The sequence below is a fragment of the Sphingomonas sp. genome (genome assembly GCF_036731925.1).
Lineage (GTDB): Bacteria > Pseudomonadota > Alphaproteobacteria > Sphingomonadales > Sphingomonadaceae > Sphingomonas.
Map to the genome: position 1 here is coordinate 1,328,275 of NZ_DAINDJ010000002.1, position 26,129 is coordinate 1,354,403.

Genomic DNA, 26,129 nt, shown 5'->3' on the forward strand with positions numbered 1-26,129 from the left:
CCCGCAGATTACTGGTTCATGCTGTCGAAGAAGTCTTCGTTGGTCTTCGAATCCTTCATCTTGTCGAGCAGGAATTCCATCGCGTCGATGGTGCCCATCTGCATCAGGATGCGGCGCAGCACCCACATCTTGGTGAGCTTGGCCTTTTCGACCAGCAGCTCTTCCTTGCGGGTGCCCGACTTGCCGACGTCCAGCGCCGGGAAGATGCGCTTGTCCGCCACCTTGCGGTCGAGGACGATTTCCGAGTTGCCGGTGCCCTTGAACTCTTCGAAGATCACTTCGTCCATACGGCTGCCGGTGTCGATCAGCGCGGTGGCGATGATCGAGAGCGAGCCGCCTTCCTCGATGTTGCGCGCGGCACCGAAGAAGCGCTTCGGGCGCTGCAGGGCGTTCGCGTCGACACCGCCGGTCAGCACCTTGCCCGAGCTGGGCACCACGGTGTTGTAGGCGCGGCCGAGGCGGGTGATCGAGTCGAGCAGGATCACCACGTCCTTCTTGTGCTCGACCAGGCGCTTGGCCTTTTCGATCACCATCTCTGCGACCTGCACGTGGCGGGTCGCCGGCTCGTCGAAGGTCGAGCTGATCACTTCACCCTTCACCGAACGCTGCATGTCGGTGACTTCTTCCGGGCGCTCGTCGATGAGCAGCACGATCAGGAAGACTTCGGGATGGTTGTCGGTAATCGCCTTGGCGATGTTCTGGAGGAGAACGGTCTTACCGACGCGCGGCGGCGCGACGATCAGCGCGCGCTGGCCCTTGCCCTGCGGCGCGACGATGTCGATCACGCGGGCCGACTTGTCCTTGACCGTCGGGTCGAGCGTGTCGAGGCGCAGCTTCTGCTCGGGATAGAGCGGGGTGAGGTTGTCGAAGTTGACGCGGTGGCGCACTGCGTCCGGATCGTCGAAATTGACCTTCACCAGTTTGGTGAGGGCGAAATAGCGTTCGCCGTCCTTGGGCCCGCGGATCTCGCCTTCCACCGTGTCGCCGGTGCGCAGGCCGAACTTCCGGACCTGGTTAGGGCTGACATAGATGTCGTCGGGGCCGGCGAGATAGTTGGCCTCGGGCGAGCGCAGGAAGCCGAAGCCGTCGGGCAGCACTTCGATCGTGCCTTCGCCCATGATCTGGTCACCCTGCTCGGCCTGAGCCTTGAGGATGGCGAAGAGCAGGTCCTGCTTGCGCAGCGTCGACGCGCTCTCAACGCCCAGTGCCTCGGCCATGGTGACCAGTTCGGCGGGGGCGGTTTTCTTGAGGTCCTTGAGATGCATGGAAGGTCCGGAAATTCTAAGGGGGAGAGCGTCGATCGGCGATAGGTACGCGCAGGATTCGATGCTTGGAGGAAGGATGCACCGGGGGTCCGGTACACGCCTTCAAAATTAGGTAGCGGATCCCCCCAAGTCAACTGCGATTCGGCGCAGATTAACCGGCGTCGATCGCAGTGATTCTCAGAAGGGCTTCACCTCGGCGAGGATGACGATGAAGACCAGCGCCAGCGCCGGCACTTCGTTGAGGAAGCGCAGCGTGCGGGTGGCAATCGGTGCCTCGCCCCGGCCGAGCTTCTTGCCATAGCCAACCGCCCAGCCATGATAGCCGCTGAGCAGCACCACCAGCAGCAGCTTGGCGTGGAGCCAGCCGACGCCGGCCTGCCCGTCGAACAGCCCGATATTGGCAGAGAGCGCGAGCCCGAGCACCCAGACGATCAGCATCGACGGCGTGAGGATCATCCGCTTCAGCAGCGCCTCCCGCTTCGCCCAGGACGCTGCCTCGGGTGTACCGAGCGCTTCCTGGTGGTGGATCAGGTAACGCGGAAACAGGAACAGCCCCGCCATCCAGAACACCACGAAGATGACGTGGAACGCCTTCACCCAAAGATAGGCACTGCCCAGCCAGCCGATCATGCCGCGGTCCCCCGCACGCGGGCCAGCAGCTGCTCGACATGCGCGATCGGCGTGTCGGGCAGGATGCCGTGGCCCAGGTTGAACACGTGCGGCCGGGTAGGGAAGGCCGCGAGGATCCGGTCGATCGCGCTGTCCAGCACGTCTCCGCCGGTGATCAGCGCCAACGGATCGAGATTGCCCTGCACCGGCAGCCCGTCCGGCAGCACCGCATTCGCCCAGGCGGGATCGACGGTCTCGTCCAGACCGATCGCATCGACCCCGGTTTCGCGAGCATAGGCGGCGAGCTTGCCCCCTGCCCCTTTCGGGAATCCAATCACGGGCACCAGATCCCGAACGGCGGCCGCGATCCGGGCGTTGGGGGCGATCACCCAGCGTTCGAACTGGGCGGGGCTCAAGCTGCCGGCCCAGCTGTCGAATAGCTGCACCGCCTCGACGCCCGCTTCGGCCTGGGCGCGCAGATAGGCGATGGTCTGCTCGGCGATGCGATCGACCAGCGCCTGCATCAGGCCCTCGTCGCGATAGGCCAGGCGGCGTGCCTCGGCCTGTTCGCGGCTGCCCTGCCCCGCGATCATGTACGTCGCAACGGTCCAGGGAGAGCCCGCAAAGCCCAGGAAGGTGGTCGAGGGGTCCAGCACCTGCTTCACCCGTCGAATCGTGCCGTAGATGGGCTCCAGGACGCTGGAATCGGCATCGAAGCCGTCGAGCACGTCTCGCGCGGTCACTGTCGGCGCGAGTCTGGGCCCTTCACCGGTCTCGAACCACAGCTTCTGGCCGAGCGCCATCGGCACCACGAGGATGTCGGAAAAGAGGATCGCGCCGTCCATGCCGAAGCGGCGGATCGGTTGCAGCGTGATCTCGGCCGCGGCGTCGGAATCCATGGCGAGGGCGAGGAAGCCGCCCTTCTCGGCACGGAGCGCGCGGTATTCGGGCAGGTATCGGCCGGCCTGGCGCATGAGCCAGACGGGCGGAACGGGCTGGCGAGTCCCTCGGAGGGTCGCGAGCAGCGGCTTGGATGCGCGAAGAGTCAGAGCCGGGATCCCACTACTAGAAGATTCGATTCTCAGGATGTTGGAGTCTGTTGGCCGGTGAAAGCCGGGGCTTATGGCGATGTGAGTCAGTTGCCAACAATTTGACTCCTGCGGCCATACGGAATCGTCCGGATTCGGAAAATCTGTCCACAAGACTCACAGGCTGTGGATCGAAAGTACAAGCTGGGGATGCCGCTGTGGACGAATCACGCGGTGAATCGCGGAATCGGGCGGGTTGGCCGAGTGCCGCGGTTACGCTACCGCTTGTTCGCCATGTTATGCACAGATCGGTCCCCAGCCTGATGCGGCTGCACCTGCACCTGCTCTCGGACTCCACCGGGGAGACGCTGGAAAACATCGCCAAGGCGGCGCTGGCGCAGTTCGACGACGTCGAGCCGCTGCGCCATTTCTGGCCGATGGTGCGCAGCGAGGCGCATCTTGAGCGCATCCTGCAGGAGATCGCGCAAAACCCGGGGCTGGTGATCTACACGCTGGTCAATCGCGACATCCGCCGCATGCTGGAGACGCGCTGCCGCGCGCTCGGGCTGCCCGCGATCGCGCCGCTCGACCAGGTGAGCCACGCGCTGTCCAACCTGCTCGGCCAGGAAGCCAAGGCGCGGCCGGGGCGGCAGCACATGCTCGATGCCGCCTATTTCGCGCGGGTCGATGCGATCCAGTTCACCATCGCCCATGACGACGGGATCGGCTGGGAGGATTGGGAAGAGAGCGACATCCTCCTCGCCGGCGTGTCGCGCTCGTCGAAGACGCCGACCTCGATCTATCTCGCCAATCGCGGCTACAAGGTCTCGAACATTCCGATCGTGGTGGAATCGCCGCCGCCGGCCAAGCTGTTCCAGCTGAAGCGGCCGCTGATCGTCGGGCTCACCACCAGCGCAGATCGGCTGGTGCAGATCCGCCGCAACCGGCTGCTCTCGCTGAACCAGGCGCCGGAAACCGATTATGTCGATCAGGAAGCCGTGCAGCGCGAGATCGCCTTCGCTCGCCGGATGTTCGCCGACAATGGCTGGCCGGTGATCGACGTCACCCGCCGCTCGATCGAGGAAACCGCAGCCGCGATCATCCAGCTGTGCAACGACCGTGAAATGGAACGCCGATAATGCCGACTCTCGTCCTGGCCTCCCAGAGCGCGTCGCGCCGGGCGATGCTCGATGCCGCCGGCGTGGCGCATGAAGCGCTGCCCGCACTGGTGGATGAGGCCAGCGCCAAGGAATCGCTGCTCGCCGAGGGCACGAGTCCGCGCGATCTCGCCGATGCGCTCGCCGAGCTGAAGGCGCTCAAGGTATCGCGCATGGCGCCCCAGGCGCTGGTGCTAGGCGGCGACTCGCTCGTCGCGCTCGACGACGGCAGCCTGCTCGACAAGCCCGAGAGCCGCGAGCAGGCGCGCGACCATCTCCAGCGCATGTCGGGCAAGACCCACGACATCTACAGCGCCGCGGTGGTCGCCGAGGGCGGCCGCCCGGTGTGGCGCCATGTCGATCGCGCGCGGCTGCACGTCCGTCCGCTGAGCGAAGCGTTCATCGAATCATACCTCGATGTGGAATGGCCTGCGATCGCGGGGTGCGTTGGCTGTTTCCGGATCGAAGGGCCCGGCGTGCAGCTGTTCCACCGCACCGACGGCAGCCACTTCACCATCCTCGGCATGCCGCTGCTGCCGATTCTGGACTATCTGCGTACCCGGGGAGTGATGCCCAAGTGACTCGCTATGCCGAGGTGATCGGGGATCCGATCGCCCATTCCAAATCCCCGATCATCCACAAATTCTGGCTCGATGCGCTGGGAATCGAGGGCGATTACCGCCGTACCCATGTGCTGGGCGACGACCTTGCCGCCTATTTTGCCCGGGCGAAGGACGATGCCGACTGGCGCGGCTGCAACGTCACCATCCCGCACAAGCTGGCGGTGATGGACCTGGTCGGCGATCCCGGTGGGGTGCGCAGCACGATCGGCGCGATGAACACCGTGATCCGCGGCGAGGACGGCATGCTGATCGGCACCAATACCGATGCCGGTGGCTTCTTCTCGCCCATCGCCGGACTGGAGCTGGAAGGGCGCCATGCGGTGGTGGTGGGCGCCGGCGGCGGGGCCCGTGCGGTGCTGTTCGCCCTGTCGCGCGTCGGCATCGGCCGGGTGACGATCCTCAACCGCAACGTGCTCAAGGCGGCGGCGTTGCTCTCCAGCTTCGGGGTGAAGGGCGATGCGCTGCCGATCGGCGCGCCCCTGCCCGCTGCCGACCTGCTGGTGAACGCCAGCCCGCTCGGCATGGACGGCCAGCCGCCGCTGGACCTGAATCTCGATCCGCTGCCCGAGCATGCGGTGGTGTACGACATCGTCTACGCGCCGCTCGAGACGCCGCTGCTCGCCCAGGCCCGCGACCGTGAACTGGATACGGTGGACGGACTCGAGATGCTGGTCGGCCAGGCCGCGCTGGCGTTCGAGCTCTTCTTCGGCGCCGAGCCCCCGCGCGACCGCGACGAGGAACTGCGCGCGCTGCTCACCGCATGACCAGGCGGCCGATCGTGCTCGGCCTCACCGGCTCGATCGGCATGGGCAAGTCGACCGTGGCGGCGATGTTCGCCGCCGCCGGCGTGCCGGTGTTCGATGCCGATGCAACCGTCCACCAGCTCCAGGGCCCGGACGGCGCGGCGGTAGCGGCGATCGAAGCCGAGTTCCCCGACACCACGACCGAGCTTGGCGTGAACCGCACGCTGCTGCGCGAAGCGGTGATGGCGGATTCCACCGCCTTTGCGCGACTCGAGGCGATTCTGCACCCCGCCGTCGCCGAGGCGCGCGAGTCGTTCCTAGCCGCGCATGCCGATTCGGCGCTGGTCGTTCTTGACGTACCATTGCTGTTCGAGGCCGGCGGCTGGCGGCATGTCGACAAGATCGCCGTCGTCTCCGCACCGCCCGAGGTGCAGCGCGAGCGTGTCTTCGCCCGCCCCGGCATGACCCCCGAGCGCTTCGACGCCATACTCGCGCGGCAGATGCCGGACGCGGAAAAGCGCGCGCGCGCCGATTTCGTGATCCCGACCGGCGGAGGCCTGCAGGTTACGGAAGATTGCGTACGGGCGGTGATCGCTTGCCTCGCGCCGCCTGCGGGTGGATAAGCGATCCATGCGGGAAATCGTGTTTGACACCGAAACGACAGGACTCAGTTTCTCAAGCGGAGACCGCCTCGTCGAAATCGGCTGTGTCGAGCTGGTGAACCGGGTTGCCACCGGCAACCATTTCCACGCCTATATCAATCCGCAGCGTGCCATGCCGGTGGAGGCGTTCAACGTCCACGGCCTGTCCGAGCGATTCCTCTCCGACAAGCCGCTGTTCGAAGACGTTGTCGAGGATCTGCTGGCGTTCATCGGCGACTCGCCGATGGTCGCGCACAATGCAGGATTTGATTTCGGCTTTCTCAACGGCGAGCTTGGCCGTTGCAGCCGCCCACTGGTCGATCTCGGCCGCATGGTCGATACCCTTGTGCTCGCGCGCACCCGCCATCCGGGTGCGAAGCATACCCTGGACGCGCTGTGCAGCCGCTACGGCATCGATCTGAGCGCACGGACGCTGCACGGCGCGCTGCTCGACGCGCAGCTGCTGGCGCAGGTCTATGTCGAGCTGACCGGCGGTCGCCAGATCACGCTGGGCCTGGCCGAGGAAGTGCCGGTGATGCCGGAGACCGCGATCGAAGCGCCGACTCGGGTACACGTCCGGCCGGCGCGGCGGTTCACCGCGAGTGCCGCGGAACTTGAGCGCCATGCAGCGTTTCTGAAGTCCCTGGACGAGCCGCTATGGGGTGTTCCCACAATCGACGCGGTTCCGGCGCACCCCTAGGTCGCTCGTCCTTAATTGCGAAGTGGAGGTACATATGGATATCCGGATCTCGGGGCATCAGGTCGATACGGGCGCAGCGCTCAAGACGCAGGTGACGGATCGGGTCCAGGGTATCGCCGACAAATATTTCTCCCGCGCCATCTCCTCGCAAGTCACCTTCGGCAAGGGGCCGCACGACAACGGCTTCACCTGCGACATCGTGATGCACGTGACCCAGGGCCTCGTGCTCAAGGCGACCAACAGCGGGATGGAAGCGCATGGCGCCTTTGACGGCGCGGCGGACCGAATCGACAAGCAGCTGCGACGCTATGTCCGAAGGCTCAAGGATCGCCGCCCGACCGAAGTCATCGCGCTGGCTGAAGGCGGTGCATACGACAACGGCTTCGACAATGCCGGCTATACCCTGTTCCAGGAAGCACGCGAGGAAGAGGAAGTTGCCGACGCACCGCTGGTGATCGCGGAAACCCGTGTCGACGTACCGGACGCCACCGTTTCGGACGCGGTGATGATGCTCGACTTGCGCAATACCAACGCGCTGCTGTTCCGTAACAGCGGGACGGGCGCTTATAATATGGTCTATCGCCGCGGTGACGGGACGATCGGCTGGGTTGAGCCCAACCGCGCACCGGCGTAAGGCGCCGGCTTGCCGGCGGGCAGCCGCTTCTTTGGAACGAGTAATGACTGATTTGAGCGATTTGCTCGTGCCGGAGGCGGTGCTCGCCGGCGTGACGGCGAGCAACAAGAAGGCGCTGTTCCAGCAGCTCGGCACCAGTGCGGCGGCGACCTACGGGGTCGACGCCAAGCTGGTGGCCGAGCGGCTCGCCGAGCGCGAGCGGCTGGGCTCGACCGGCTTCGGTGGCGGCATTGCCATTCCCCATGCCCGGCTGGACGACCTGCCGCGCGTTTGTGGCGTATTCGCCCGGCTGGAACAGCCGGTCGACTTCGGTGCCGTGGATGATCTGCCGGTCGATCTGGTGTTCATGCTGCTCTCGCCGACCAATGCGGGCACCGAGCATCTGAAGGCGCTCGCCTCGGTGTCGCGGCGGCTGCGCGAGCGGCCGTTCGCAGAAAAGCTGCGGGGCGCCGGTTCGAAGGATGCGCTCTACGTGCTGCTGACCGGAGTCGAGGCGCGTGACGCTGCCTGATTCGGCGCCGACCGGTGCCGAGGCGCATTACCGCGCGCTGGAATCGCTCTATGCCGCGGCACCGATCAACCAGCTTTTTCCCTCGGTGCTCGAAATCCCCGAAGCGGGGATCGCGCGGATCCGCTTCGACGTCGACGCGCGCTATTTCCACGCCGCGGGGGCGACGCACGGGACGAGCTATTTCAAGATGCTCGACGACGCCGCGTTCTATGCGGCGAACAGTCTTGTCACCGATCGCTTCCTGCTGACCACCGCCTTCAACCTGCTGCTCACCAGGCCCCTGCCCGAGGGGCCGGTGATCGCCGAAGGGCGCTGGGTGAGCGGCCAGCGGCGGGTGTTCGTGGCCGAAGCCCGGCTGATCGACGCCCAGGGCGAGGAGGCCGCGCGCGGCACCGGCACCTTCATGCGCTCGCGCATCCCGCTTGCCACTCTGCCCGGCTATCGCACCGCATGACGCCGCGGCTGACCAGCGCGATGCTGGTGAGCGCGCTGGTACGGCGGGCCGATGCGGCCGGTGGCTCGGCGATGGTGCTGGCGAAGGGGGATGCCACCTCGGGCGCGATCCTGCTGCTGCTGCTCGAGCGCGGTGCGAATCCCCGCTTCGTCGAACGCGGCATCGGGCCCGACGGAGTCGCCGCCCTGCTCCCCTCCGGCCCGAAGGAACTGCCCGACGAGGCCGAGGCGAGCGCCTATTGGCGGCGGCGGCGCGAACGGGACACCGATCTCTGGGTCGTTGAACTGGATATCGCAGGGGCCGAACGGTTCGCCGCTGAAACGATGAACCTTTGTTGACAGTTTGGCCCTCGCCCGCGAAAGGGTCCACCACGTTCATTCGCGTTGTGCCGTTCGGGGTGTGAAGTCGATCGGTTACGCAGTCGGGGGGTAAGTCCGGCGGTCCAGTCTCCTCGGGAGCAGCGTCCGACCGCACGCCAACCGCACAATATTGATATGAAATGAAGTTTCTGCCACGCGCTGCGACTTTCGCAGCTGTGACTTTCTGCGCTGGCGCACTTGCGAATGCTGCCACGCTCAACCTGAGCCCGCTCCCCCAGCAGGAAGCGAAGATTCAGGCGACGGTGCAGCCCGCACCGGCTCAGGTACAAAACGTCCTTGCTTCCCAGCAGGTTCCCGCGCCTCAGGCAGCGGTTGAGCAGCAGGGTACCGACGCCGAGGACGATGCCACCCCGGAATATGCCAGCCTCTCCGACGCGGTTGCCGCGCAGGAGGACATCGCCGCGCTTGAAGAGGATCGCGAACTCCGCTGCCTCGCCACCGGCGTCTATTTCGAAGCCCGCAGCGAGCCGCTTTCCGGTCAGCTTGCCGTGGCCGACGTAATCCTCAACCGCAGCACCTCCGGCCGTTTCCCCGGCTCGGTCTGCTCGGTGGTGACCCAGAAGGGCCAGTTCTCGTTCGTGCGTCGTGGCAAGCTGCCGACTCCGCCGGCGAACGCCCAGTGGCGCCGCGCGCTCGCAGTGGCGCAGGTCGCCCGCAAGAATCTGTGGGAAAGCCCGGCCGGCGACGCGCTCTATTTCCATGCGCGCTACGTCAATGGCAGCCAGGGCCGGGCCTCGGTCGCCACGGTGGGCAACCACGTCTTCTATCGCTGATCGGGGTCTTCCCCGTCGCGCTTGAAAAGCCGCCGAAGCGATTCGGCGGCTTTTCTGTGTTCGCTTAATGTTCTATATTTGCCGAATGAACGCGCACCAGCCTCTGCCCTCGCCCCCGTCTCCTGAAGCCGAGGCGCTCGTGTCGGCAGACGTGGTGCGCGGGGTTTGCCGGATGCTGTTGCGCCACGACTGCGTGGCCATCGCCGAAGTGCCGCTGGAGGGCGGCCGCCGTGTCGACCTGATGGCGCTGGATGCGCGCGGCAACATCGTGATCGTGGAGATCAAGGTGTCGCGGGCAGACCTGCTCGGCGACGCCAAGTGGCAGGAATATCTCGGCCATTGCGATCGGTTCTTCTGGGCGGTGCCGCAGGGGTTCGATCTGCGGCCGCTCGACCAGCCGCACTTCCTGCCGGAGCGCACCGGGCTGATCGTCGCCGACCGCTATGACGCTGCCGTTGCCCGGGAGGCCGCAACCGTGCCGCTGCCTGCACCGGCACGTCGCAAGGCAACCCTCGCCTTCGCCCGACGCGCCGGGCGAAGGCTGCTGGGCATGCTCGACCCCGACGTTGCCGACGGGTTCTGATGCGGGGTTAGAGCTTGGGCCCTGCCGCAGTGGCGGCGCGGCCCACCTTGGGCGCATCCGCCAGCAGCTTCGCGATCGAGGGATAGCGGGTCTCGCGCTTCGCATATTCCCGCGCCGAAAGGCCGCCGCCGAAATCGGCGCGATCGGGGTCTGCGCCCGCGTCGAGCAGCTTCTTCGCCACGTCGGCGTCGTGCGCCAGCACCGCACGGATCAGCGGCGTGACGCCGCCATTGTTCGCCAGGTTCACATTCGCCTTCTTGGCAAGCAGCGCGTCCACGCCGGCACCCCAGCCCACGCCGGCGGCGAAGATCAGCGGCGTGTTCCCCTCGCGATCCTGGATGTTCACGTTCACGCCGGGCTGGTTGATCAGCACCGAAAGATAGGTCGGATCCTGACGTTTCACGACGATGTGCAGCGCGGCTTCCCCGGTGCCGTACGGATCCTTGACGTTGACCATCGAGGCTGCCTTGTCGCGCAGGAACTCGTTGACCTTGTTCCCGTCCTGCTTACGGATCGCGTCGAGGAACTGGATGCTCTCGCGCGGTTGGCCCATGCCCTGGGCGAGCGCCGGGAGCGGCAGGAGAAACAGGGCCGCGGCGGCGGCGGAGGCGAGACGGAACGTCATTGCTGGATCGGTACCTTCGATACTGGCGACGGATGCAGCCGAACTCCTAGCAAAGACTGGCGGTGGATACCATGAACAGCATGTTTCGAGTTTTGATACCTGCCGCAATGCTGCTGCTGTCGGCATGCGGTGCCGGCGATCCTGGCGAGCCGCCGCTGGCGGGCGCGCGGATCGGCGGTCCCTTCACGCTCGTCGATCAGAACGGCAAGACGGTCACCGATGCCGCTTTCGCGGGCAAATATCGGATCGTCTATTTCGGCTACACCTACTGCCCCGACGTCTGCCCGACGGACCTGACGAAGATCGGCGCGGCGCTGCGCACGCTCGACAAGCAGGCGCCGCGGGCGGCGCAGAAGATCGTACCGCTGTTCATCACCGTCGATCCCGAGCGCGACGGGCCGGCCCAGCTCAAGCAATATGTCGGCAACTTCCACCCAAGGCTGATCGGCCTCACCGGCAAGCCCGATGCGATCGCGCAGGTGGCAAAGGCCTATGCCGTCGCCTATATGAAGCAGCCTACGCCGTCGGGCTATCTGATGGGCCATACGCAAGTGGCCTATCTGATGGGGCCGGACGGCAAGCCGATCACCAGCCTGCCGCTGGAAAAGGATCCCCCGGCGATCGTCGCCGAGCTTGAGCATTGGGTGCGTTGATCATCAAATTCTGGGAAGATCTGCCGCTGGAGGCCCTGGACCGCGCGCAATGGGAAGCCCTTTGCGACGGTTGCGGCAAATGCTGCCTGCACAAGCTGGAGGACGAAGAGACGGGCGAGCTGTTCGCTACCAACGTCGCCTGCAAGCTGCTCGATCGCAAGATGGGGCTGTGCAAGGATTACAAGCATCGCCGCGCCTATGTGCCGGAGTGTGTGCGGCTGACGACGCGCAACGTCCGCGACATCGAATGGCTGCCCACCACCTGCGCCTATCGGCTGCGGGCGAATGGCGAGAGGCTGCCCGACTGGCATTATCTCGTCTCGGGCGACCGCGAGGCGGTGCACAAGGCGGGTGAATCGACCCGCGGCTGGACCATCTCCGAGGACGATGCCGGCGATCTCGAGCATCACATGACGGACCGCCGCCTTTGATCGAAGGGCTCGAAGTGATCCGCCATCCCCGCGCGCGGCGGATGCGGCTCGCGATCGATCCCCGCGACGGCAAGGTGCGGCTGACGATCCCGCCTCGCGCATCGCTCGCCAAGGCGATGCAATGGGTGGGCGAGCAGCAGGCGTGGATCTCAGCGCAACGCGAGCGGCTGCCGGGCGGGCGACCCTTCGTGGCCGGCGCGGAGATCCCTTTCGGCGACGGCAAGCTGACGATCGTCTGGCCGGTGCCCGGTGTGCGCGGGGTGCGGCGCGAGGGCGACCAGCTGCGCTGCGGCGGGAGCGAGGAGGGCCTAGGCCGCCGGGTCGAGCGCTGGCTTCGCGCGGAGGCACTGCGGGTTCTGAGCGAGGAAACCGCGCACTATGCCGCGCTGGCAGGAGTGCGGGTCACCAAGGTCGCGATCGGCGATGCGCGCAGCCGCTGGGGCAGCTGTGCGTGGACGGGCGTGATCCGCTACAGCTGGCGGCTGATCCTGGCGCCCAGCGAGGTCCGCCGGGCGACGGTGGCGCATGAAGTCGCGCACCGGGTGCACATGAACCACGGGCCCGATTTCCACGCGCTGGTCGAGCAGCTCTACGGCGCTGACCCCACCCCGCACCGGCACTGGCTCCGCCAGCATGGCGCGGCCCTGCACTGGGTGGGGCGGGAATAGCCTTTCTGCCATGCTCCCGCCTCCGCGGGCGAGAGCATGGATCAATATTCGTCGTTCGGCCGCTGGCGCTCCTGGGGTGCGGGCTGGCGCTGCTGCGGCTGGCGCTGCTGCTGCCCCGGCGTGCGGCCGGTCATGCGGTTGATCCAATCGCGGTCGAGCTTGTCGCCCTGTTGCTGGACCGGCGCCGGGCGCCCGCCCTGCTGGACCGGGGCCGCGTCCATTTCCTCGCCGTCCTGCGGTTCCACCGGCACCTGCGGCGGCTGTACGATCGGATTGCCGTCCTCGTCGACCATCATGCCGTTGTCGGGAGCGCCGTACGCATCCGCGTCGGGCTCTAGCATGTTGTCGGGCGGGGTCAGCTGCGTCTCGAACTGCTCGACCGGCCGGTTGGCCACCGCCTGGATCATGAAGTCGTGGAACGCACGCGCCGGCGCGCGGCCGCCCTGCAGGCCCGGCACCACCTTGGCGTCGTCACGGCCCATCCACACGCCGGTGGTGAGGCCGCTGGAAAAGCCGATGAACCAGCCGTCCTTGTTCGAGCTGGTCGTGCCGGTCTTGCCTGCCACGGGCCGCCCGATCTGCGCGGCCCGGCCGGTGCCGGTGGCGACGGCAGTCTGCATCAGGTCGATCATCTGCGCGGCGACATAGTTGGCGACCAGCACATGGCTGGTATCCACCTCATGCTGGTAGATCACCTTGCCGTTCGCGGTCACGCGGGTGATGCCATAGGGCGTCACCGCCACGCCGTTGTTGCCGACCGAGGCGAAGGCGCGGGTCATGTCGATCAGGCGCACGTTCGAGGTGCCGAGCACCATCGCCGGCTGGGTGTTGATCGGCGTAGTGATGCCGAAGCGCTTCGCCATGTCGGCAATGGTGGTGAAGCCCACCTCCTGGCCGAACTTCGCCGCGATCGTGTTGACCGAATAGGCAAAGGCGGTGCGGATCGTGATCGGCCCGCTGTTGCGGCGCGAGTCGTTGCGCGGCGTCCAGCCGTTGATCGTCACCGGCTCGTCGACGACGATGTCGTCGGGCTTGTGCCCGGCTTCCAGCGCCGAGAGATAGACGAACAGCTTGAACGACGAGCCCGGCTGGCGCTGCGCCTGAGTCGCGCGGTTGTAGATCGAGGACACATAGTCCTTCCCGCCCACCATCGCCCGCACCGCCCCGTCCCGGTCGATCGAGACCAGCGCGCCCTGCGCGCCATCGGGCGCATTGACGCGGATCGCCTGGTCGGCGCTGCGCTGCATGTTGAGGTCGAGCGTGGTCCACACGTCGAGCGGCGCCTCGGTCTCGTCGATCAGCGTTTCCAGCTGGGGCAGCGCCCAGTCGGTGAAATAGCGGACGCTGTTCTGCTTGGGCTCGGGCGCCAGCTGCACGGCGTGTGGGTCGGTGCTGTTGGCTTGCGCCTCGCTGATCTTGCCGGCGTCCGCCATCAGCTTGAGCACCACCGTAGCGCGGTCGACCGCGGCCTCCGCGTCGGCAGTGGGCGAGTAGTGCGACGGCGCTTTCACCAGGCCGGCGACGATCGCGGACTCGCCGAGCGACAGGTTGGTCGCGGGATGGCCGAAGAACTTCCGGCTGGCCGCGTCGATCCCGTACGCGCCGCCGCCGAAATAGACCTTGTTCAGGTAGAGCTCGAGGATTTCCTGCTTCGAGAATTTCCGCTCGAGCGCCAGCGCCAGGATCGCCTCGCGGATCTTGCGGGTTACGCTGTACTTGTTCGACAGGAAGATGGTGCGGGCGACCTGCTGGGTGATAGTCGAGCCGCCCTGCAGCCGCCGGCCCTCGTCGTGCAGCCGCTTTGCCACCCAGAAGATGCGCGCGACGCCGACCGGATCGACGCCCCAGTGCGATTCAAAGCGGCGGTCTTCGGTCGCGATGATCGCGTCCTTCATCGCCTGGGGGATCTGGTCGTACTTGATCCACTCGCCATAGCTCGGCCCGAGCGAAACCAGCACCGTGCCGTCCACCGCATGGACGCGGATCATCTGCCCATTGGGCGAGGACTTCATCTGGTCGAAGCTGGGCAGCGTCGCCCGCGCCGAGTAGACAGCGATCACCAGCGCAATGAAGGCGATGAGCGCCACCCCCACGCCGCTGATGAACGACCAGAGGAAGAACTTCTTCCAGAAGGAGCCCCGGCGCCACCAGGGCGCAGCTGCGGTTTTCGATTTCACGGCCATGTTACGGCGTGGTCGATTACAGCCTAGCGGGGCTTCCTACAAGGATTAGGCCAAAGGGATCAGGCGGCAATCAGACAGCCGGTGCGCTCGCGGCGCGCGGCCGGAAATCGAGGCTCACCGAATTCATGCAGTAGCGCAGGCCCGTCGGCGGCGGCCCGTCGGGGAAGACATGGCCGAGATGCCCGTCGCAGCGCGCGCAGCGCGCCTCGATCCGGCGCATGCCATGGCTGGTGTCGGCATGTTCGGACACATGGTCGGGTGCCACCGGCTGAGTGAAGCTTGGCCAGCCGGATCCGGAATCATATTTGTCGATGCTGTCGAACAGCTCGAGCTGGCAACCGGCACAGCGATAGATACCGTCGGCCTTGTTGTCGTTGAAGTGACCGGAAAACGCACGTTCGGTGCCCGCCTGGCGCAACACGTGGAACTGCTCGGGGGTGAGGCGCTTGCGCCATTCGGACTCGGAGAGATTCAGCTGTTCCATAGGCCCAGGATGTGGGTCTGCGGCCCTGTTCCGTCAATCCGGGGAAGGCCCTCAATCCGGGATGGTGATCCGCTGCACGACGGCGCCGCTTGCGCGCAGCTGGGACTTCAGCACCTCGGGCTTGGGCGCATAGAGGAAGCCGAAGCTGACCGTCCCCTTGCGGGTGCGCACCGCGTGGTGAAGCCGGTGCGCCTGGACAATCCGCTTCATATAGCTGGAGCGCGGGATGTAGCGGTGCCGGATCCGCTTGTGCACGATCAGGTCGTGGAAGCCGAAATAGATCGCGCCATAGGCTGCGATGCCCGCGCCGATCCAGGTGAAGCCGGGCCACCAGCCCAGCTGAAGGCCACCGAGCAGCAGGACGAACGACGGCACCGCGAAGATCGCGGCATAGAGGTCGTTCAGCTCCCAGTTGCCGGTGCGCGGCCGGTGGTGGCTTTCGTGGAGGAACCAGCCAGGCCCGTGCATGATCCAACGGTGCGCGGCATAGGCGAACAGCTCCATGCCCAGGACGGTGGCAACGAACAGCAGAAAGGCGTTGAGCGGCGACATGACGCCCATGTAGGCGATTGCCGCGCGCCATTCCATTGACTTTGCCCAAAGGGACAGGATCAGCCCTGGGGCATGTCCAGAAGGTCCGCGCCCATGGCCGAGATCAGCCAGTCGTGGAAGATCTGCACCGGGCGAAGCGTCAGCGCGCGCGGGCGGCAGACGAACCAGTAGCTGTAATGGCTCTCCACCGTCAGATCGAACAGCTGCACCAGTCGATCGTCACGGGCGGACTGATAGTGCGATTCGAGCATGAAGGCGACGCCGAGGCCCTGCGCGGCGGCCTCCAGCATAAGGTTGCCCGAATCGAACAGGTCGATCGCCGCTGGTTCGAGGTCCGGATAGCCCGCCGCCATCCGCCAGGCGGTGAAGGTCTCGGGCATTTCGCGGTGGACCAGTGCGGTGAGCCGCGACAGATCGGTAGGGTCGCGAACCGGATTGGGGCCTTCCACCAGTGTGCGGGCGCCGATCACGTGCACGCGATTGCGGTCCAGCCGACGGGAATAATAGCCGGGGTCGATGTCGCGTGCGATGACGATCGCGGCGTCCAGCCCGTCGCCCAGCCGCGCCATGCCATGGCTGCCGGTGTCGACGTCGAGATGGAGTTCGGGGTGCCGCTGCTTGAGCTCGGGCAGGCGCGGCAGCAGTTGTTGCGTAGCGTAGAGCGGCAGGACGCCGAGCCGCAGCCGCAGCAACTCGCTGCCGCTGGTCATTGTCTCGATCGCGTCGGTCATCGTGTCCAGGGCGGGCGCGATCAGGCTGAGCAGCCGCTCGCCATCATCGTTCAGCCGCAGCGACTGGTGGCGCCGTTCGAACAGCGGCTTGCCGATGAAGCGTTCGAGCGCCTGCACCCGCCGACTCAGCGCGGGGGAGGACAGTGCCAGTTCCTCGGCGGCAGCCTTGATCGAGCCCAGGCGCGCGACCTGAACAAACGCTTCGATCGCGGTGAGCGGCGGTAGGCGACGCATCGATCCGTGTCTCTCAATTGGTGCGGTGCAGCAAAAGGCTGACAAAAGCACGACGCCTTTGCCGGTACCCTCTCCGCTGGAGGCGAATATCGCGCGGGACAATCGCGATTGCAAGCCGTGCATCTACGCGGTGTAAATTTCGCACTTGCACAAAAACGTGCCGCACCGCACATAGGGGGTGCCTTTCAGGCATCCTCTCCTAAAACTTTCCAAGGCCGCCCTTTTTGAGGCGGCCCTTTTTTTTGCCTCCGCCGTTCTTAGCTTTCGGGCCTACCGCCACGAAGGAAACCAGAATGGCCGACGACGAATCCCGCACCCGCCGCCTGCAGGTCGCCAATGCGCGACCCGAGGACAGCGGCCGCGGACTGGCCCATATTCCCCGCAGCTTGATGGCCGCGCTCGGCATCACCGAGGGCGATGTGATCGAGATTGTGGGCAAGCGCAGCACGCCTGCGCGCGCCGTCCTTCCCTATTCCGAAGACGAAGGCCTGGAGTTGCTCCGCATCGACGGGCTCCAGCGCGCCAATGCCGGCGTCGGCTCGGGTGACTTTGTCGAGGTCCGCCGCGCCGATTCGAAGCCGGCCACCCGCGTCGTGTTCGGCCCCGCGCAAGCCAATTTGCGCCTGCGCGGCACCGGCGAGGCGCTGAAGCGCACCTTCTTCACCCGTCCCCTCACCGCCGGCGACACGATTGCGACGGTCGGGCACCAGCGCGCCGACGTGCCGCCCAACGTCGCGCAGTTCGTCCGGGCACCCGCCTATGCGCTGCAGGAGATCCGCCTGACGGTGCTCTCCACCGTGCCCCGCGGCGTGGTGCATATCGACGAAAATACCGAGGTCGAGCTCCGCACCGAATATGAGGAGGCGAAGGAAAGCCGCCGCGCGGACGTGACCTATGACGATATCGGCGGCATGGCCGGCACGATCGACCAGCTGCGCGAGATGGTCGAGCTGCCGCTGCGCTACCCCGAGCTTTTCCAGCGCCTGGGCGTCGATCCGCCCAAGGGTGTGCTGCTGCATGGCCCGCCCGGCACCGGCAAGACCCGGCTGGCCCGTGCGGTCGCCAACGAAAGCGATGCCAGCTTCCATCTGATCAACGGGCCGGAGATCATGGGCTCTGCCTATGGCGAATCCGAGCAGCGGCTGCGGCAGGTGTTCGAGGAAGCGGCGAAGAACGCGCCGTCGATCGTGTTCATCGACGAGATCGATTCGATCGCGCCGAAGCGCGGCCAGGTGACCGGCGAGGCGGAGAAGCGCCTCGTCGCCCAGCTGCTGACGCTGATGGACGGGCTGGAGGCACGCGCAAACATCGTCGTGATCGCCGCGACCAATCGGCCCGAGGCGATCGACGAGGCGTTGCGCCGTCCGGGCCGGTTCGATCGCGAGATCGTCGTCGGCGTGCCGGACGATCGCGGCCGTCGCGAGATCCTGGGCATCCACACCCGCGGCATGCCGCTGGCCGAGGATGTCGACCTGCCCGAGCTGGCGCGCACCACCTACGGCTTCGTCGGTGCCGATCTCGCCGCGCTGACCCGCGAGGCGGCGATCGAGGCGGTGCGGCGGATCATGCCGCGCCTCAACCTGGAGGAAGGCACGATCCCGCCCGAGGTGCTCGATACGCTGTCGGTTACCCGCGACGATTTTCTGGAAGCGCTGAAGCGCGTCCAGCCTTCGGCGATGCGCGAAGTGATGGTGCAGGCGCCGACGGTCCGCTGGGAGGATGTCGGCGGACTCGACGATGCGCAGATGCGGCTCAAGGAAGGCGTCGAGCTGCCGCTCAAGGATCCGGACGCGTTCCGGCGCCTCGGCATCCGGCCGGCCAAGGGCTTCCTGCTTTATGGTCCGCCGGGTACCGGCAAGACGCTGCTCGCCAAGGCCGTGGCGCGCGAGGCGGAGGCGAACTTCATCGCCACCAAGTCGAGCGACCTGCTGAGCAAATGGTATGGCGAGAGCGAGCAGCAGATCGCCCGCCTCTTCGCCCGCGCCCGCCAGGTCGCGCCCTGCGTGATCTTCATCGACGAGCTCGACTCGCTGGTGCCGGCAAGGGGCGGCGCGATGGGCGAGCCGCAGGTGACCGAGCGCGTGGTCAACACCATCCTCGCCGAGATGGACGGTCTGGAGGAGCTCCAGTCGGTGGTGGTGATCGGCGCGACCAATCGGCCGAACCTGATCGACCCTGCCCTGCTGCGTCCGGGCCGGTTCGACGAGCTGGTCTATGTCGGCGTGCCCGACAAGGCCGGGCGCGAGCGCATCCTGCGCATCCAGACCGACAAGATGCCGCTTGGCAGCGACGTCGACCTGGGTTCGATCGCCGAGCAGACCCAGCGCTACACCGGCGCCGATCTGGAAGACGTGGTCCGCCGCGCCGGCCTGGTCGCGCTGCGCCAGTCGCTGGCGACGCGCGAAGTGACGATGGCGCATTTCGAGGAAGCGCTGAAGGACTCGCGGGCGACGGTCACGCCGGAGATGGAGAACGAGTACGAGGCGATGCAGGGCAGGCTGAAACAGCAGGCCTCGTCGATCCAGCCGATCGGCTTCATCGCGCCCGGTATGCTGGAAGGCCGCGGCCCGAAGGGGTGAGGCGTACCGGCCTCGCCCCCGGCAGGGCGGTCACGGTTGTTCCAAATACCACGTCATCCCCGCGCAGGCGGGGATCCATTGGCGCTGATGCTGCGGTTCTTTCCCCCAGCGCACAGGCGAATGGATCCCCGCCTTCGCGGGGATGACGATGGTTTTTGAGGCGCGCACTCGCACCGCCCATGCGATAGGAGGCCCTCTCCCCTCCAAGACGCGAGCAGCATGACCGATTCCAACCCGCTTCAGCAATCCAACCGCCAATGGCTCTGGCCCGCGCTCGCTCTGCTGGGCCTGTCGCTGGCCGGCCTCGCGGCGTTTCTCTGCCTCCGCTTCGCCAGCGGGTTCGCCTTCGATCCTGCGCTGCTGCTGGCGTTTCGAACGCCCGGCGACCTCGCGACTCCGATCGGCCCCGCCTGGCTGCTCCAGTCGGCGATCGATATCAGCGCGCTCGGCGGCTACACCGTGCTCTGGCTGGCGGGTGCCGCGACGCTGATCTTCCTGTTCGCGTTCGGCAAGCGCTCCGAGGCGCTGCTGCTCGGCGGATCGCTGGTCGGCGCATCGACGATCAACGCGTTGCTCAAGCTGTTCCTGCACCGCTCGCGCCCGGACGTGGTGCCCCACCTCGCCCATGTCTCCAGCGCCAGCTTCCCGAGCGGCCATGCGATGATCTCGGCCGCCGTCTACCTCACCCTCGGCATGATGGTCGCGCAGACCCAGACCAGCCGCTGGGCGCGCGCCTATCTGCTCGGCTTCGCGGTGTTGCTGGTGCTGCTGATCGGCTGCAGCCGCGTGTTCCTGGGCGTGCACTGGCCGTCGGACGTGCTGGCCGGCTGGTGCTTCGGTGCGATCTGGGCGCTGTGCATGTTCGCGCTCAACGCGCGGCTGCACCGGCGCTGAAACTCAGCCGTCCGACGCCTGCGTCGTCCAGCCGAGCCGCGGAATGGTGATCGAGCGCTTGCCCGACAGATCGACGCGGGTGACGAACAGCCCCTTGCTCTCGATATATTGCATCAGCCGTCGCGCGCGGCCGAGCGAGCTGGTGCCGTAGCTCGTCGCGATGTCGGTATCGCTCGGACAGGGCAGACCCTCGCGCGCCGCCTTGGCGACGAGCAGGAACGGAGCGAGCATGTCGTCCGGCAGTGCCCGCGCCGCTTCCAGTGCCTGCGCCCATTCGTCGTCGGGGTCGCCGTGGATGCCCGCGCGGGCCGCCGATAGACGGCGGACAAAGCCCGAAATGTCGAGCGGCGGACGGGTGAGCCCGACCATCCGGCAGCGCACCTGGAAATCCTGGTACAGTACCGCGGGCGAGCGCAGCGTCGATTGCTCGTCCTCGACGATCGCGCGCAGCACGTCGGCGACCAGCCCGGCGACTTCCTCAGGGTCGCGATCGGGCTCGACTTCCATCGGCGAGGGCGCCGAACGGGCAAGCTGCTCGAGCACGGTCTCCGGCTGGGCATAGGCATGCGCGGGCGGCGGGGCCGGCGGCACCCATTCGGGTTCGGCCGGGGCGAGCAGCAGGTCCTTGATGTCTTCGGTCGGCGCCTGGGGCAGCGGGGTCAGTTTCGGCGACGAGCTGCGCGCGCTGGTCTCCACCGATCCGATGCGGATCGCCACTGGCCGCCGGGTGATCGCCGGGCCGAGGCCGAGGAAATGCCCGCGCGCCAGATCGCGGATCGCTTCGGCCTGGCGGCGCTCCATGCCGAGCAGGTCGGCGGCGCGCTGCATGTCGATGTCGAGAAAGGTGCGGCCCATCAGGAAGTTCGAGGCTTCCGCCGCGACGTTCTTGGCAAGCTTGGCGAGGCGCTGCGTCGCGATCACGCCGGCGAGGCCGCGCTTGCGGCCGCGGCACATCAGGTTGGTCATCGCCGACAGTGAGGCGCGGCGCACCTCCTCCGCGACTTCACCGCCGCCGGCGGGCGCGAACAGCTGGGCTTCGTCGACCACAACGAGGGCGGGATACCAATGGTCGCGGGGCGCATCGAACAGGCCGTTGAGGAAAGTGGCCGCGCAGCGCATCTGCCCTTCCGCCTCCAGCCCTTCCAGGCTCAGCACCACCGAAGCGCGGTGTTCGCGGATCCGCGCCGCGAAGCGGGCGACATCGCGCTCGCTATGGTCGACCGCCTCGATGGCGAGATGGCCGTAGCGATCCGACAGCGTGACGAAATCCCCTTCGGGATCGATCACCACCTGCTGCACATGGCCGGCCGATTGTTCGAGCAGCCGCCGCAGCAGGTGCGACTTGCCCGAGCCCGAATTGCCCTGGACGAGCAATCGGGTCGCAAGCAACTCCTCAAGATCGACCGGCACGGGGCTGCCCGTGCCGTCGACGCCCATGTCCACGCTGACGGTCATCCGGGCCGCTTTGCCGGATCAGGGGGGGCAGCGGCAAGGGCCGGCCGCACGAAAACTGTGGGTGTTTGTTTCGCTTCAGGCCGTGCCGGTGGCGCTCAGGCGCTGGCGGCGGCGTTCGAGCGCTTGCATCGTCTTCTCGGCAAGCAGAGTCAGCCGCGCGGTATCCTGCTCGGTGAGTTGCGGGCGCGCCATGCTGTCGATGACGCAGAGCGTGCCAATCCGCTTGCCGCTGGCGGTGCGCAGCGGCGCCCCGGCATAGAAGCGGATATTGGGGTCGCCGGTGACCAGCGGGTTCTCGGCGAAGCGCGGATCTGCCTTGGCGTCGTGCACCACGAACACATCCGGCCCGCGGATCGCATGGGTGCAGAAGGAGATCGAGCGTGGCGTCTCCTGGGGCTCCAGTCCGACGCGAGCCTTAAACCACTGGCGGTTCTCGTCGATCAGCGAGATGAGGGCGATCGGCACGCCCAGCGCCGCTGCGGCCTCGCGGACGATGGCGTCGAACTCGGCTTCGTTCGGCGTATCGAGCACGCCATAGCCCTTGAGCTCTGCGAGGCGGGCGGATTCATCCGAAGAGTCGAGCGGCATGCGCGGCGTCCTTGTGTTTGCGCCCCCCGGCACATTCGGGCTACTACCGAGGCAGAAGTTAACATTTGCTCGACAGTGCAAGCATGTGCCGGGCAGTCTGATGGCAGCCATGCGTCCCGATCCCATTGAACATCTCCGCCGGGTTTTCGGCTATGACGCCTTTCGCGGCGTGCAGGCCTCGGTGGTCGACCGCGTGATGGCGGGGCAGCGCACGCTGGCGGTGATGCCCACCGGCGCGGGCAAGTCGCTCACCTACCAGCTGCCCTCGGTGATGCTGGAGGGAACCTGCGTCGTCGTCAGCCCGCTGATCGCGCTGATGCACGATCAGCTGCGCGCCGCCGAGGCGGTGGGCATTCGCGCCGCCACGCTGACCAGCGTCGACGACAATCGCGCCGAGACGATCGAGCGCTTCCGCGCCGGCGAGCTCGACCTGCTCTACATCGCGCCCGAACGTGCCTCGGGCGAAGGCTTCCGCAACCTGCTGACCCAGGCGCCGCTCAGCCTGTTCGCAATCGACGAGGCGCATTGCGTTTCGGAATGGGGGCATGATTTCCGCCCCGATTACCGGCTGCTCCGTCCGCTGCTCGATCGCTTTCCGGAGGTGCCGCGCCTGGCGCTTACCGCCACGGCCGACGCGCATACCCGCGCCGATATTCTGGAACAGCTGGGGATTCCGGAGGACGGGCTGATCGTCGCCGGCTTCGACCGGCCGAACATCCGCTACCATATCATGCCTCGCGAAAACACGACGCGGCAGATCATCGACATCGTCGCCGAAAATCCCGGCCCCGGCATTGTCTATGCCCAGACCCGCAAGGGCGTGGAGCAGCTCGCGGAGAAGCTGGCGGCGGAGACCGGCCGCTCGGTGCTCCCCTATCATGCCGGGCTCGACCCGGACGTGCGGCGCCGCAACCAGGCGCAGTTCGTGGCGAGCGAGGACATGGTCGTCGTCGCGACGGTGGCGTTCGGGATGGGGATCGACAAGCCCGATGTGCGCTTCGTCGCCCATGCCGGGCTGCCCAAATCGATCGAGGCCTATTACCAGGAAACCGGCCGTGCCGGCCGCGATGGCGATCCTTCGGTCGCACACCTCTTCTGGGGCGCCGATGATTTCGCGCGCGCCCGCCAGCGGATCGGCGAGGTGGAGCCCTCGCGCCAGCCCGGCGAGCGGGCGCGGCTGACCTCGCTCGGCGCGCTGGTCGAAACCGCGGGCTGCCGGCGCCGCATCCTGCTCAAGCATTTCGGCGAGGATCCGCCCGAGACCTGCGGCAATTGCGACAACTGCCTGAATCCGCCCGCGGCGATAGACGTTAGCGTGACCGCCCAGAAATTCCTCTCGGCGGTGTTTCGCACCGGCATGCTCTACGGCATCGGCTATATCGAGGGCATCCTGACCGGCGTCTCGACCGAGCGCAGCCTGATGAATGGGCATGAGAAGCTGTCCGTCTTCGGCATCGTCGACGGCGACGAAGTGGCGATGCTCAAGCCGGTGTCGCGCGCGCTGCTGCTGCGCGATGCGCTGCGCACCAACGAGCATGGCGGGCTGGAATTCGGCCCCGAGGCGCGCGCAATCCTGAAGGGCGAGGCGAAGCTGGAACTGGTCCTGCCGCCTAAGCGCGAGCGGCGGCGGCGGGGTGCCAAGGGCACGGTACCGAACCCGGTCGGTCATCCGCTGTTCGAAGCGCTGCGGGCCAAGCGCCGCGAGATCGCGCAGGAAACCGGGCTGCCGCCCTATGTGATCTTCCATGACTCGGTGCTGCGCGACATGGCAATGGTGCGGCCCTCCTCGCTGGCGGAGATGGGACAGCTTTCGGGCGTCGGTGCGCGCAAGCTCGATGCCTATGGGCAGGATTTCCTGAACGTCCTTCGCCAGTTCTGATCGGCTTCCTTGGGGGAGCGCCCCGCGCTACAGCCTCGCGCTGGAATCACGAGGAGGACCTGCCATGCCCAACAAGATCGACGACAGCATCTCGGTGGCCCCGCAGATCCGCCCCGAAGACGTGCCGGCGCTCGCGGCGGCGGGGTTCGTGCACATCATCAACAATCGGCCCGAGGGCGAGGAGTTCGGCCAGCCGACTGGCGCCGCGATTGCAGAGGCGGCAGAGGCGGCGGGGCTGGGCTATACCGAGATCCCGGTGACGCCGGGCGGTTTCTCGATGGCGCAGGTCGAAGCAATGGCGGAGGCGCTGGCCTCGGTCGACGGGCCGGTGCTGGCGTATTGCCGCTCGGGCACGCGCTCGTGCAACCTCTGGGCGCTGGCCACGGCGTACAAGGGCGGGGAACCGGACACACTGGTCGCGAAGGGCGCGGGTGCGGGCTACGACCTGTCCGGCATTCGCCCGGCGCTGGAGCAGCTTTCGGGGAAGTAAGCTTTTATTCTCCTTCCCGCAGGCGGGAGGGCATTACAGCGCGTACAAAAAAACGGGCTGGTGGTTGCCCACCAGCCCAGTTGTCCGCAGGAGGAACCTCGGTGGGGCGCCGCGGGGAAGAGGACCCGCGCGGCGCCCGATTTCGTCAGTAGTTGTAGGCGCGCTCGCCATGCTCGTTGATGTCGAGCCCTTCGACTTCCACTTCCTTGGAAGGACGGATGCCAATGGTGAGCTTCAGGCCGTAGAACAGGATCGCCGAGATCACGCCCGACCAGAGCAGGGTGATGCCCACCGCTTCGGCCTGGGTGATCAGCTGGCCGACTGTGTCGTAGCTGGTCGCGGCGACCGACGGGAACTTGGTGTAGTCGATGATGCCCTGGCCGCCGAGCGCCGGGTTGGCGACGATCGCGGTGCCGAGTGCACCGACGATGCCGCCCACGCAGTGGACGCCGAACACGTCGAGCGAGTCGTCATACTTCAGCTTGTTCTTCACCGTGGTGACGAAGAAGAAGCAGATCGGCGAGACGACCAGGCCGAGCACGATCGAGGTCATCGGCGCGGCATAGCCCGAGGCCGGGGTGATCGCTACGAGGCCGGCAACCGCACCGGTCACGCCACCCAGCAGCGACGGCTTCTTGTGCACGACCTGCTCGATGACCGCCCAGCTCACCGCCGCAGCGGCGGTGGCGACGAAGGTGTTGATGAAGGCAACCGCAGTAACCCCGTTCGATTCCAGATTCGAACCGGCGTTGAAGCCGAACCAGCCCACCCACAGCAGCGATGCGCCGATCATGGTCATGGTCAGCGAGTGCGGCGGCATCGGCTCGCTCTTGAAGCCCACGCGCTTGCCGATCACCAGGCAGCCGACCAGGCCGGCGATGCCCGCATTGATGTGGACGACGGTGCCGCCGGCGAAATCCAGCGCGCCCTTGCCCCACAGGAAGCCGTAATCGGTCGGCGTGTCGACCAGGAAGTCCGGGCCCGCCCAGTACCAGACCATGTGCGCGATCGGGAAATAGGCCAGCGTCATCCACAGCACGGTGAAGATGATCAGCGGCGTGAACTTCACGCGCTCGGCAAAGGCACCGACGATCAGCGCCGGCGTGATGCAGGCGAAGGTCATCTGGAAGCAGACGAACGCGAATTCGGGGATGTAGACGTTGTTCGAGAAGGTCGCGGCATAGGTGCTGCCGCTCACCCCGACCAGGAACGCCTTGGAAAGGCCGCCGAAGAAGTGGTTCTCGCCGCCGCTCGTGAAGGCGATCGAATAGCCCCAGCTGACCCAGACCAGCGAGGCGACCGAGACGATCATGAACACCTGCATCAGCACCGAGAGCATGTTCTTGGTACGGACCAGGCCGCCATAGAACAGCGCCAGCGCCGGTACCGACATCATCAGCACGAGGGCTGAGGAGATCAGCATCCAGGCGGTGTCGCCCTTGTTGACCATCGTCGCCTGCTGGGCGACGGTGGGCGCCTTGATCATCGCTGCGGTTTGCGCCCAGGCGGGCATCGCGGCGACCAGCGCGGCCGCGCCGAGCGCGAGCCCGGCGGTCTTCCATCCTTGCTTCATTGCTACCCC

29 protein-coding genes are annotated in these 26,129 nt (G+C 66.8%); 18 read left to right on the forward strand and 11 right to left on the reverse strand.

Annotation, left to right across the window (positions count from 1 at the left end; all coding sequences use genetic code 11):
• Positions 1-8: 8 nt before the first annotated feature.
• From rho to hemE, 3 genes are all read right to left on the reverse strand, one after another.
• Positions 9-1,265, reverse strand: coding sequence for a transcription termination factor Rho (gene rho / locus V7E00_RS15800; protein WP_064313625.1), 1,257 nt, complete (start codon positions 1,263-1,265; stop codon positions 9-11).
• A gap of 177 nt (positions 1,266-1,442) precedes the next feature.
• A complete protein-coding gene (locus V7E00_RS15805) occupies positions 1,443-1,895 on the reverse strand; it encodes a CopD family protein (protein ID WP_333573567.1) in 453 nt (150 codons plus the stop codon).
• A complete protein-coding gene (gene hemE, locus V7E00_RS15810; protein WP_333573882.1) occupies positions 1,892-2,923 on the reverse strand; it encodes a uroporphyrinogen decarboxylase in 1,032 nt (343 codons plus the stop codon). Before hemE ends, V7E00_RS15805 begins: the two co-directional genes overlap by 4 nt.
• Before the next feature lie 302 nt (positions 2,924-3,225).
• Between hemE and V7E00_RS15815 the strand changes: the two genes are divergently transcribed.
• The 11 genes from V7E00_RS15815 to V7E00_RS15865 all read left to right on the forward strand — a co-directional run bounded on the left by V7E00_RS15815 (position 3,226) and on the right by V7E00_RS15865 (position 10,101).
• Entirely contained in the window at positions 3,226-4,041 is an 816-nt protein-coding gene (locus V7E00_RS15815) for a pyruvate, water dikinase regulatory protein (RefSeq protein ID WP_333573883.1), read from the forward strand.
• Entirely contained in the window at positions 4,041-4,640 is a 600-nt protein-coding gene (locus V7E00_RS15820) for a Maf family protein (RefSeq protein WP_333573568.1), read from the forward strand. Before V7E00_RS15815 ends, V7E00_RS15820 begins: the two co-directional genes overlap by 1 nt.
• Positions 4,637-5,446 (forward strand): shikimate dehydrogenase, encoded by an 810-nt coding sequence (gene aroE, locus V7E00_RS15825; RefSeq protein WP_333573569.1) that lies wholly within the window; start codon positions 4,637-4,639, stop codon positions 5,444-5,446. The genes V7E00_RS15820 and aroE overlap by 4 nt, the downstream gene beginning before the upstream one ends.
• On the forward strand, positions 5,443-6,048 hold the full coding sequence (gene coaE / locus V7E00_RS15830) for a dephospho-CoA kinase (RefSeq protein ID WP_333573570.1): 606 nt from the start codon (positions 5,443-5,445) through the stop codon (positions 6,046-6,048). Before aroE ends, coaE begins: the two co-directional genes overlap by 4 nt.
• A gap of 7 nt (positions 6,049-6,055) precedes the next feature.
• Positions 6,056-6,766, forward strand: coding sequence for a DNA polymerase III subunit epsilon (dnaQ, locus tag V7E00_RS15835; RefSeq protein WP_333573571.1), 711 nt, complete (start codon positions 6,056-6,058; stop codon positions 6,764-6,766).
• A gap of 34 nt (positions 6,767-6,800) precedes the next feature.
• Complete coding sequence (hpf, locus tag V7E00_RS15840; RefSeq protein ID WP_333573572.1) at positions 6,801-7,400, forward strand: ribosome hibernation-promoting factor, HPF/YfiA family; 600 nt, start codon at positions 6,801-6,803, stop codon at positions 7,398-7,400.
• A gap of 43 nt (positions 7,401-7,443) precedes the next feature.
• Complete coding sequence (locus V7E00_RS15845; protein ID WP_333573573.1) at positions 7,444-7,911, forward strand: PTS sugar transporter subunit IIA; 468 nt, start codon at positions 7,444-7,446, stop codon at positions 7,909-7,911.
• Complete coding sequence (locus V7E00_RS15850) at positions 7,898-8,365, forward strand: PaaI family thioesterase (protein WP_333573574.1); 468 nt, start codon at positions 7,898-7,900, stop codon at positions 8,363-8,365. The genes V7E00_RS15845 and V7E00_RS15850 overlap by 14 nt, the downstream gene beginning before the upstream one ends.
• Positions 8,362-8,703: a DUF1491 family protein gene (locus tag V7E00_RS15855; protein ID WP_333573575.1), complete on the forward strand. Its 342-nt coding sequence runs from the start codon at positions 8,362-8,364 to the stop codon at positions 8,701-8,703. The genes V7E00_RS15850 and V7E00_RS15855 overlap by 4 nt, the downstream gene beginning before the upstream one ends.
• A gap of 161 nt (positions 8,704-8,864) precedes the next feature.
• Entirely contained in the window at positions 8,865-9,518 is a 654-nt protein-coding gene (locus tag V7E00_RS15860; protein WP_333573576.1) for a cell wall hydrolase, read from the forward strand.
• 85 nt (positions 9,519-9,603) lie between these two features.
• Positions 9,604-10,101, forward strand: coding sequence for an MmcB family DNA repair protein (locus V7E00_RS15865; RefSeq protein WP_333573577.1), 498 nt, complete (start codon positions 9,604-9,606; stop codon positions 10,099-10,101).
• Between the two features lie 7 nt (positions 10,102-10,108).
• Here V7E00_RS15865 and V7E00_RS15870 read toward each other — a convergent pair whose 3' ends face one another.
• Positions 10,109-10,726 (reverse strand): ankyrin repeat domain-containing protein, encoded by a 618-nt coding sequence (locus V7E00_RS15870; protein ID WP_333573578.1) that lies wholly within the window; start codon positions 10,724-10,726, stop codon positions 10,109-10,111.
• A 71-nt stretch (positions 10,727-10,797) separates the two neighbouring features.
• Between V7E00_RS15870 and V7E00_RS15875 the strand changes: the two genes are divergently transcribed.
• From V7E00_RS15875 to V7E00_RS15885, 3 genes are read left to right on the forward strand one after another with little or no spacing between them, the layout of a single operon-like run.
• A complete protein-coding gene (locus V7E00_RS15875; protein ID WP_333573579.1) occupies positions 10,798-11,379 on the forward strand; it encodes an SCO family protein in 582 nt (193 codons plus the stop codon).
• Positions 11,367-11,810 carry a YcgN family cysteine cluster protein gene (locus tag V7E00_RS15880; protein WP_333573580.1) on the forward strand — a complete coding sequence of 148 codons (444 nt, stop codon included), beginning with the start codon at positions 11,367-11,369 and terminating at the stop codon, positions 11,808-11,810. The genes V7E00_RS15875 and V7E00_RS15880 overlap by 13 nt, the downstream gene beginning before the upstream one ends.
• Complete coding sequence (locus tag V7E00_RS15885; protein ID WP_333573581.1) at positions 11,807-12,478, forward strand: M48 family metallopeptidase; 672 nt, start codon at positions 11,807-11,809, stop codon at positions 12,476-12,478. The genes V7E00_RS15880 and V7E00_RS15885 overlap by 4 nt, the downstream gene beginning before the upstream one ends.
• 41 nt (positions 12,479-12,519) lie before the next feature.
• Here V7E00_RS15885 and V7E00_RS15890 read toward each other — a convergent pair whose 3' ends face one another.
• The 4 genes from V7E00_RS15890 to V7E00_RS15905 all read right to left on the reverse strand — a co-directional run bounded on the left by V7E00_RS15890 (position 12,520) and on the right by V7E00_RS15905 (position 16,662).
• Positions 12,520-14,661, reverse strand: a complete 2,142-nt coding sequence (locus V7E00_RS15890; protein ID WP_333573582.1) for a transglycosylase domain-containing protein — start codon at positions 14,659-14,661, stop codon at positions 12,520-12,522.
• A 70-nt stretch (positions 14,662-14,731) separates the two neighbouring features.
• Complete coding sequence (gene msrB, locus V7E00_RS15895) at positions 14,732-15,145, reverse strand: peptide-methionine (R)-S-oxide reductase MsrB (RefSeq protein ID WP_333573583.1); 414 nt, start codon at positions 15,143-15,145, stop codon at positions 14,732-14,734.
• A gap of 51 nt (positions 15,146-15,196) precedes the next feature.
• Positions 15,197-15,697, reverse strand: a complete 501-nt coding sequence (locus V7E00_RS15900; RefSeq protein ID WP_333573584.1) for a sterol desaturase family protein — start codon at positions 15,695-15,697, stop codon at positions 15,197-15,199.
• Positions 15,698-15,756: 59 nt separating this feature from the next.
• Positions 15,757-16,662 (reverse strand): LysR substrate-binding domain-containing protein, encoded by a 906-nt coding sequence (locus V7E00_RS15905; protein WP_333573585.1) that lies wholly within the window; start codon positions 16,660-16,662, stop codon positions 15,757-15,759.
• Positions 16,663-16,955: 293 nt separating this feature from the next.
• On the opposite strand from V7E00_RS15905, the gene V7E00_RS15910 reads away from it, so the two are divergent.
• Together V7E00_RS15910 and V7E00_RS15915 are read left to right on the forward strand one after the other, a co-directional pair.
• Positions 16,956-19,241, forward strand: coding sequence for a CDC48 family AAA ATPase (locus V7E00_RS15910; RefSeq protein WP_333573586.1), 2,286 nt, complete (start codon positions 16,956-16,958; stop codon positions 19,239-19,241).
• Between the two features lie 219 nt (positions 19,242-19,460).
• Positions 19,461-20,135, forward strand: coding sequence for a phosphatase PAP2 family protein (locus V7E00_RS15915; RefSeq protein ID WP_333573587.1), 675 nt, complete (start codon positions 19,461-19,463; stop codon positions 20,133-20,135).
• A gap of 3 nt (positions 20,136-20,138) precedes the next feature.
• Here V7E00_RS15915 and V7E00_RS15920 read toward each other — a convergent pair whose 3' ends face one another.
• Together V7E00_RS15920 and V7E00_RS15925 are read right to left on the reverse strand one after the other, a co-directional pair.
• Complete coding sequence (locus tag V7E00_RS15920; protein ID WP_333573588.1) at positions 20,139-21,590, reverse strand: ATP-binding protein; 1,452 nt, start codon at positions 21,588-21,590, stop codon at positions 20,139-20,141.
• A gap of 75 nt (positions 21,591-21,665) precedes the next feature.
• Positions 21,666-22,178, reverse strand: coding sequence for a GAF domain-containing protein (locus tag V7E00_RS15925; RefSeq protein ID WP_333573589.1), 513 nt, complete (start codon positions 22,176-22,178; stop codon positions 21,666-21,668).
• 109 nt (positions 22,179-22,287) lie between these two features.
• Here V7E00_RS15925 and recQ point away from each other — a divergent pair, with 109 nt between their 5' ends.
• Together recQ and V7E00_RS15935 are read left to right on the forward strand one after the other, a co-directional pair.
• On the forward strand, positions 22,288-24,057 hold the full coding sequence (gene recQ, locus V7E00_RS15930; protein WP_333573884.1) for a DNA helicase RecQ: 1,770 nt from the start codon (positions 22,288-22,290) through the stop codon (positions 24,055-24,057).
• Between the two features lie 64 nt (positions 24,058-24,121).
• Positions 24,122-24,547 carry a TIGR01244 family sulfur transferase gene (locus V7E00_RS15935; RefSeq protein WP_333573590.1) on the forward strand — a complete coding sequence of 142 codons (426 nt, stop codon included), beginning with the start codon at positions 24,122-24,124 and terminating at the stop codon, positions 24,545-24,547.
• A gap of 145 nt (positions 24,548-24,692) precedes the next feature.
• Here V7E00_RS15935 and V7E00_RS15940 read toward each other — a convergent pair whose 3' ends face one another.
• Entirely contained in the window at positions 24,693-26,120 is a 1,428-nt protein-coding gene (locus V7E00_RS15940) for an ammonium transporter (protein WP_333573591.1), read from the reverse strand.
• Positions 26,121-26,129: the final 9 nt, after the last annotated feature.

Bases quoted from the DNA above. Each gene is read 5' to 3' on its own strand.
- hpf (WP_333573572.1), top strand. From the start codon at position 6,801: ATGGATATCCGGATCTCGGGGCATCAGGTCGATACGGGCGCAGCGCTC.
- V7E00_RS15915 (WP_333573587.1), top strand. From the start codon at position 19,461: ATGACCGATTCCAACCCGCTTCAGCAATCCAACCGCCAATGGCTCTGG.
- V7E00_RS15845 (WP_333573573.1), top strand. From the start codon at position 7,444: ATGACTGATTTGAGCGATTTGCTCGTGCCGGAGGCGGTGCTCGCCGGC.
- rho (WP_064313625.1), bottom strand. From the start codon at position 1,265: ATGCATCTCAAGGACCTCAAGAAAACCGCCCCCGCCGAACTGGTCACC.
- V7E00_RS15925 (WP_333573589.1), bottom strand. From the start codon at position 22,178: ATGCCGCTCGACTCTTCGGATGAATCCGCCCGCCTCGCAGAGCTCAAG.
- V7E00_RS15940 (WP_333573591.1), bottom strand. From the start codon at position 26,120: ATGAAGCAAGGATGGAAGACCGCCGGGCTCGCGCTCGGCGCGGCCGCG.
- V7E00_RS15865 (WP_333573577.1), top strand. From the start codon at position 9,604: ATGAACGCGCACCAGCCTCTGCCCTCGCCCCCGTCTCCTGAAGCCGAG.
- V7E00_RS15805 (WP_333573567.1), bottom strand. From the start codon at position 1,895: ATGATCGGCTGGCTGGGCAGTGCCTATCTTTGGGTGAAGGCGTTCCAC.
- V7E00_RS15900 (WP_333573584.1), bottom strand. From the start codon at position 15,697: ATGTCGCCGCTCAACGCCTTTCTGCTGTTCGTTGCCACCGTCCTGGGC.
- V7E00_RS15905 (WP_333573585.1), bottom strand. From the start codon at position 16,662: ATGCGTCGCCTACCGCCGCTCACCGCGATCGAAGCGTTTGTTCAGGTC.
- V7E00_RS15920 (WP_333573588.1), bottom strand. From the start codon at position 21,590: ATGACCGTCAGCGTGGACATGGGCGTCGACGGCACGGGCAGCCCCGTG.
- V7E00_RS15875 (WP_333573579.1), top strand. From the start codon at position 10,798: ATGAACAGCATGTTTCGAGTTTTGATACCTGCCGCAATGCTGCTGCTG.
- recQ (WP_333573884.1), top strand. From the start codon at position 22,288: ATGCGTCCCGATCCCATTGAACATCTCCGCCGGGTTTTCGGCTATGAC.
- V7E00_RS15855 (WP_333573575.1), top strand. From the start codon at position 8,362: ATGACGCCGCGGCTGACCAGCGCGATGCTGGTGAGCGCGCTGGTACGG.
- V7E00_RS15860 (WP_333573576.1), top strand. From the start codon at position 8,865: ATGAAGTTTCTGCCACGCGCTGCGACTTTCGCAGCTGTGACTTTCTGC.
- V7E00_RS15815 (WP_333573883.1), top strand. From the start codon at position 3,226: ATGCGGCTGCACCTGCACCTGCTCTCGGACTCCACCGGGGAGACGCTG.
- V7E00_RS15870 (WP_333573578.1), bottom strand. From the start codon at position 10,726: ATGACGTTCCGTCTCGCCTCCGCCGCCGCCGCGGCCCTGTTTCTCCTG.
- msrB (WP_333573583.1), bottom strand. From the start codon at position 15,145: ATGGAACAGCTGAATCTCTCCGAGTCCGAATGGCGCAAGCGCCTCACC.
- coaE (WP_333573570.1), top strand. From the start codon at position 5,443: ATGACCAGGCGGCCGATCGTGCTCGGCCTCACCGGCTCGATCGGCATG.
- V7E00_RS15820 (WP_333573568.1), top strand. From the start codon at position 4,041: ATGCCGACTCTCGTCCTGGCCTCCCAGAGCGCGTCGCGCCGGGCGATG.
- V7E00_RS15910 (WP_333573586.1), top strand. From the start codon at position 16,956: ATGGCCGACGACGAATCCCGCACCCGCCGCCTGCAGGTCGCCAATGCG.
- dnaQ (WP_333573571.1), top strand. From the start codon at position 6,056: ATGCGGGAAATCGTGTTTGACACCGAAACGACAGGACTCAGTTTCTCA.
- V7E00_RS15935 (WP_333573590.1), top strand. From the start codon at position 24,122: ATGCCCAACAAGATCGACGACAGCATCTCGGTGGCCCCGCAGATCCGC.
- V7E00_RS15890 (WP_333573582.1), bottom strand. From the start codon at position 14,661: ATGGCCGTGAAATCGAAAACCGCAGCTGCGCCCTGGTGGCGCCGGGGC.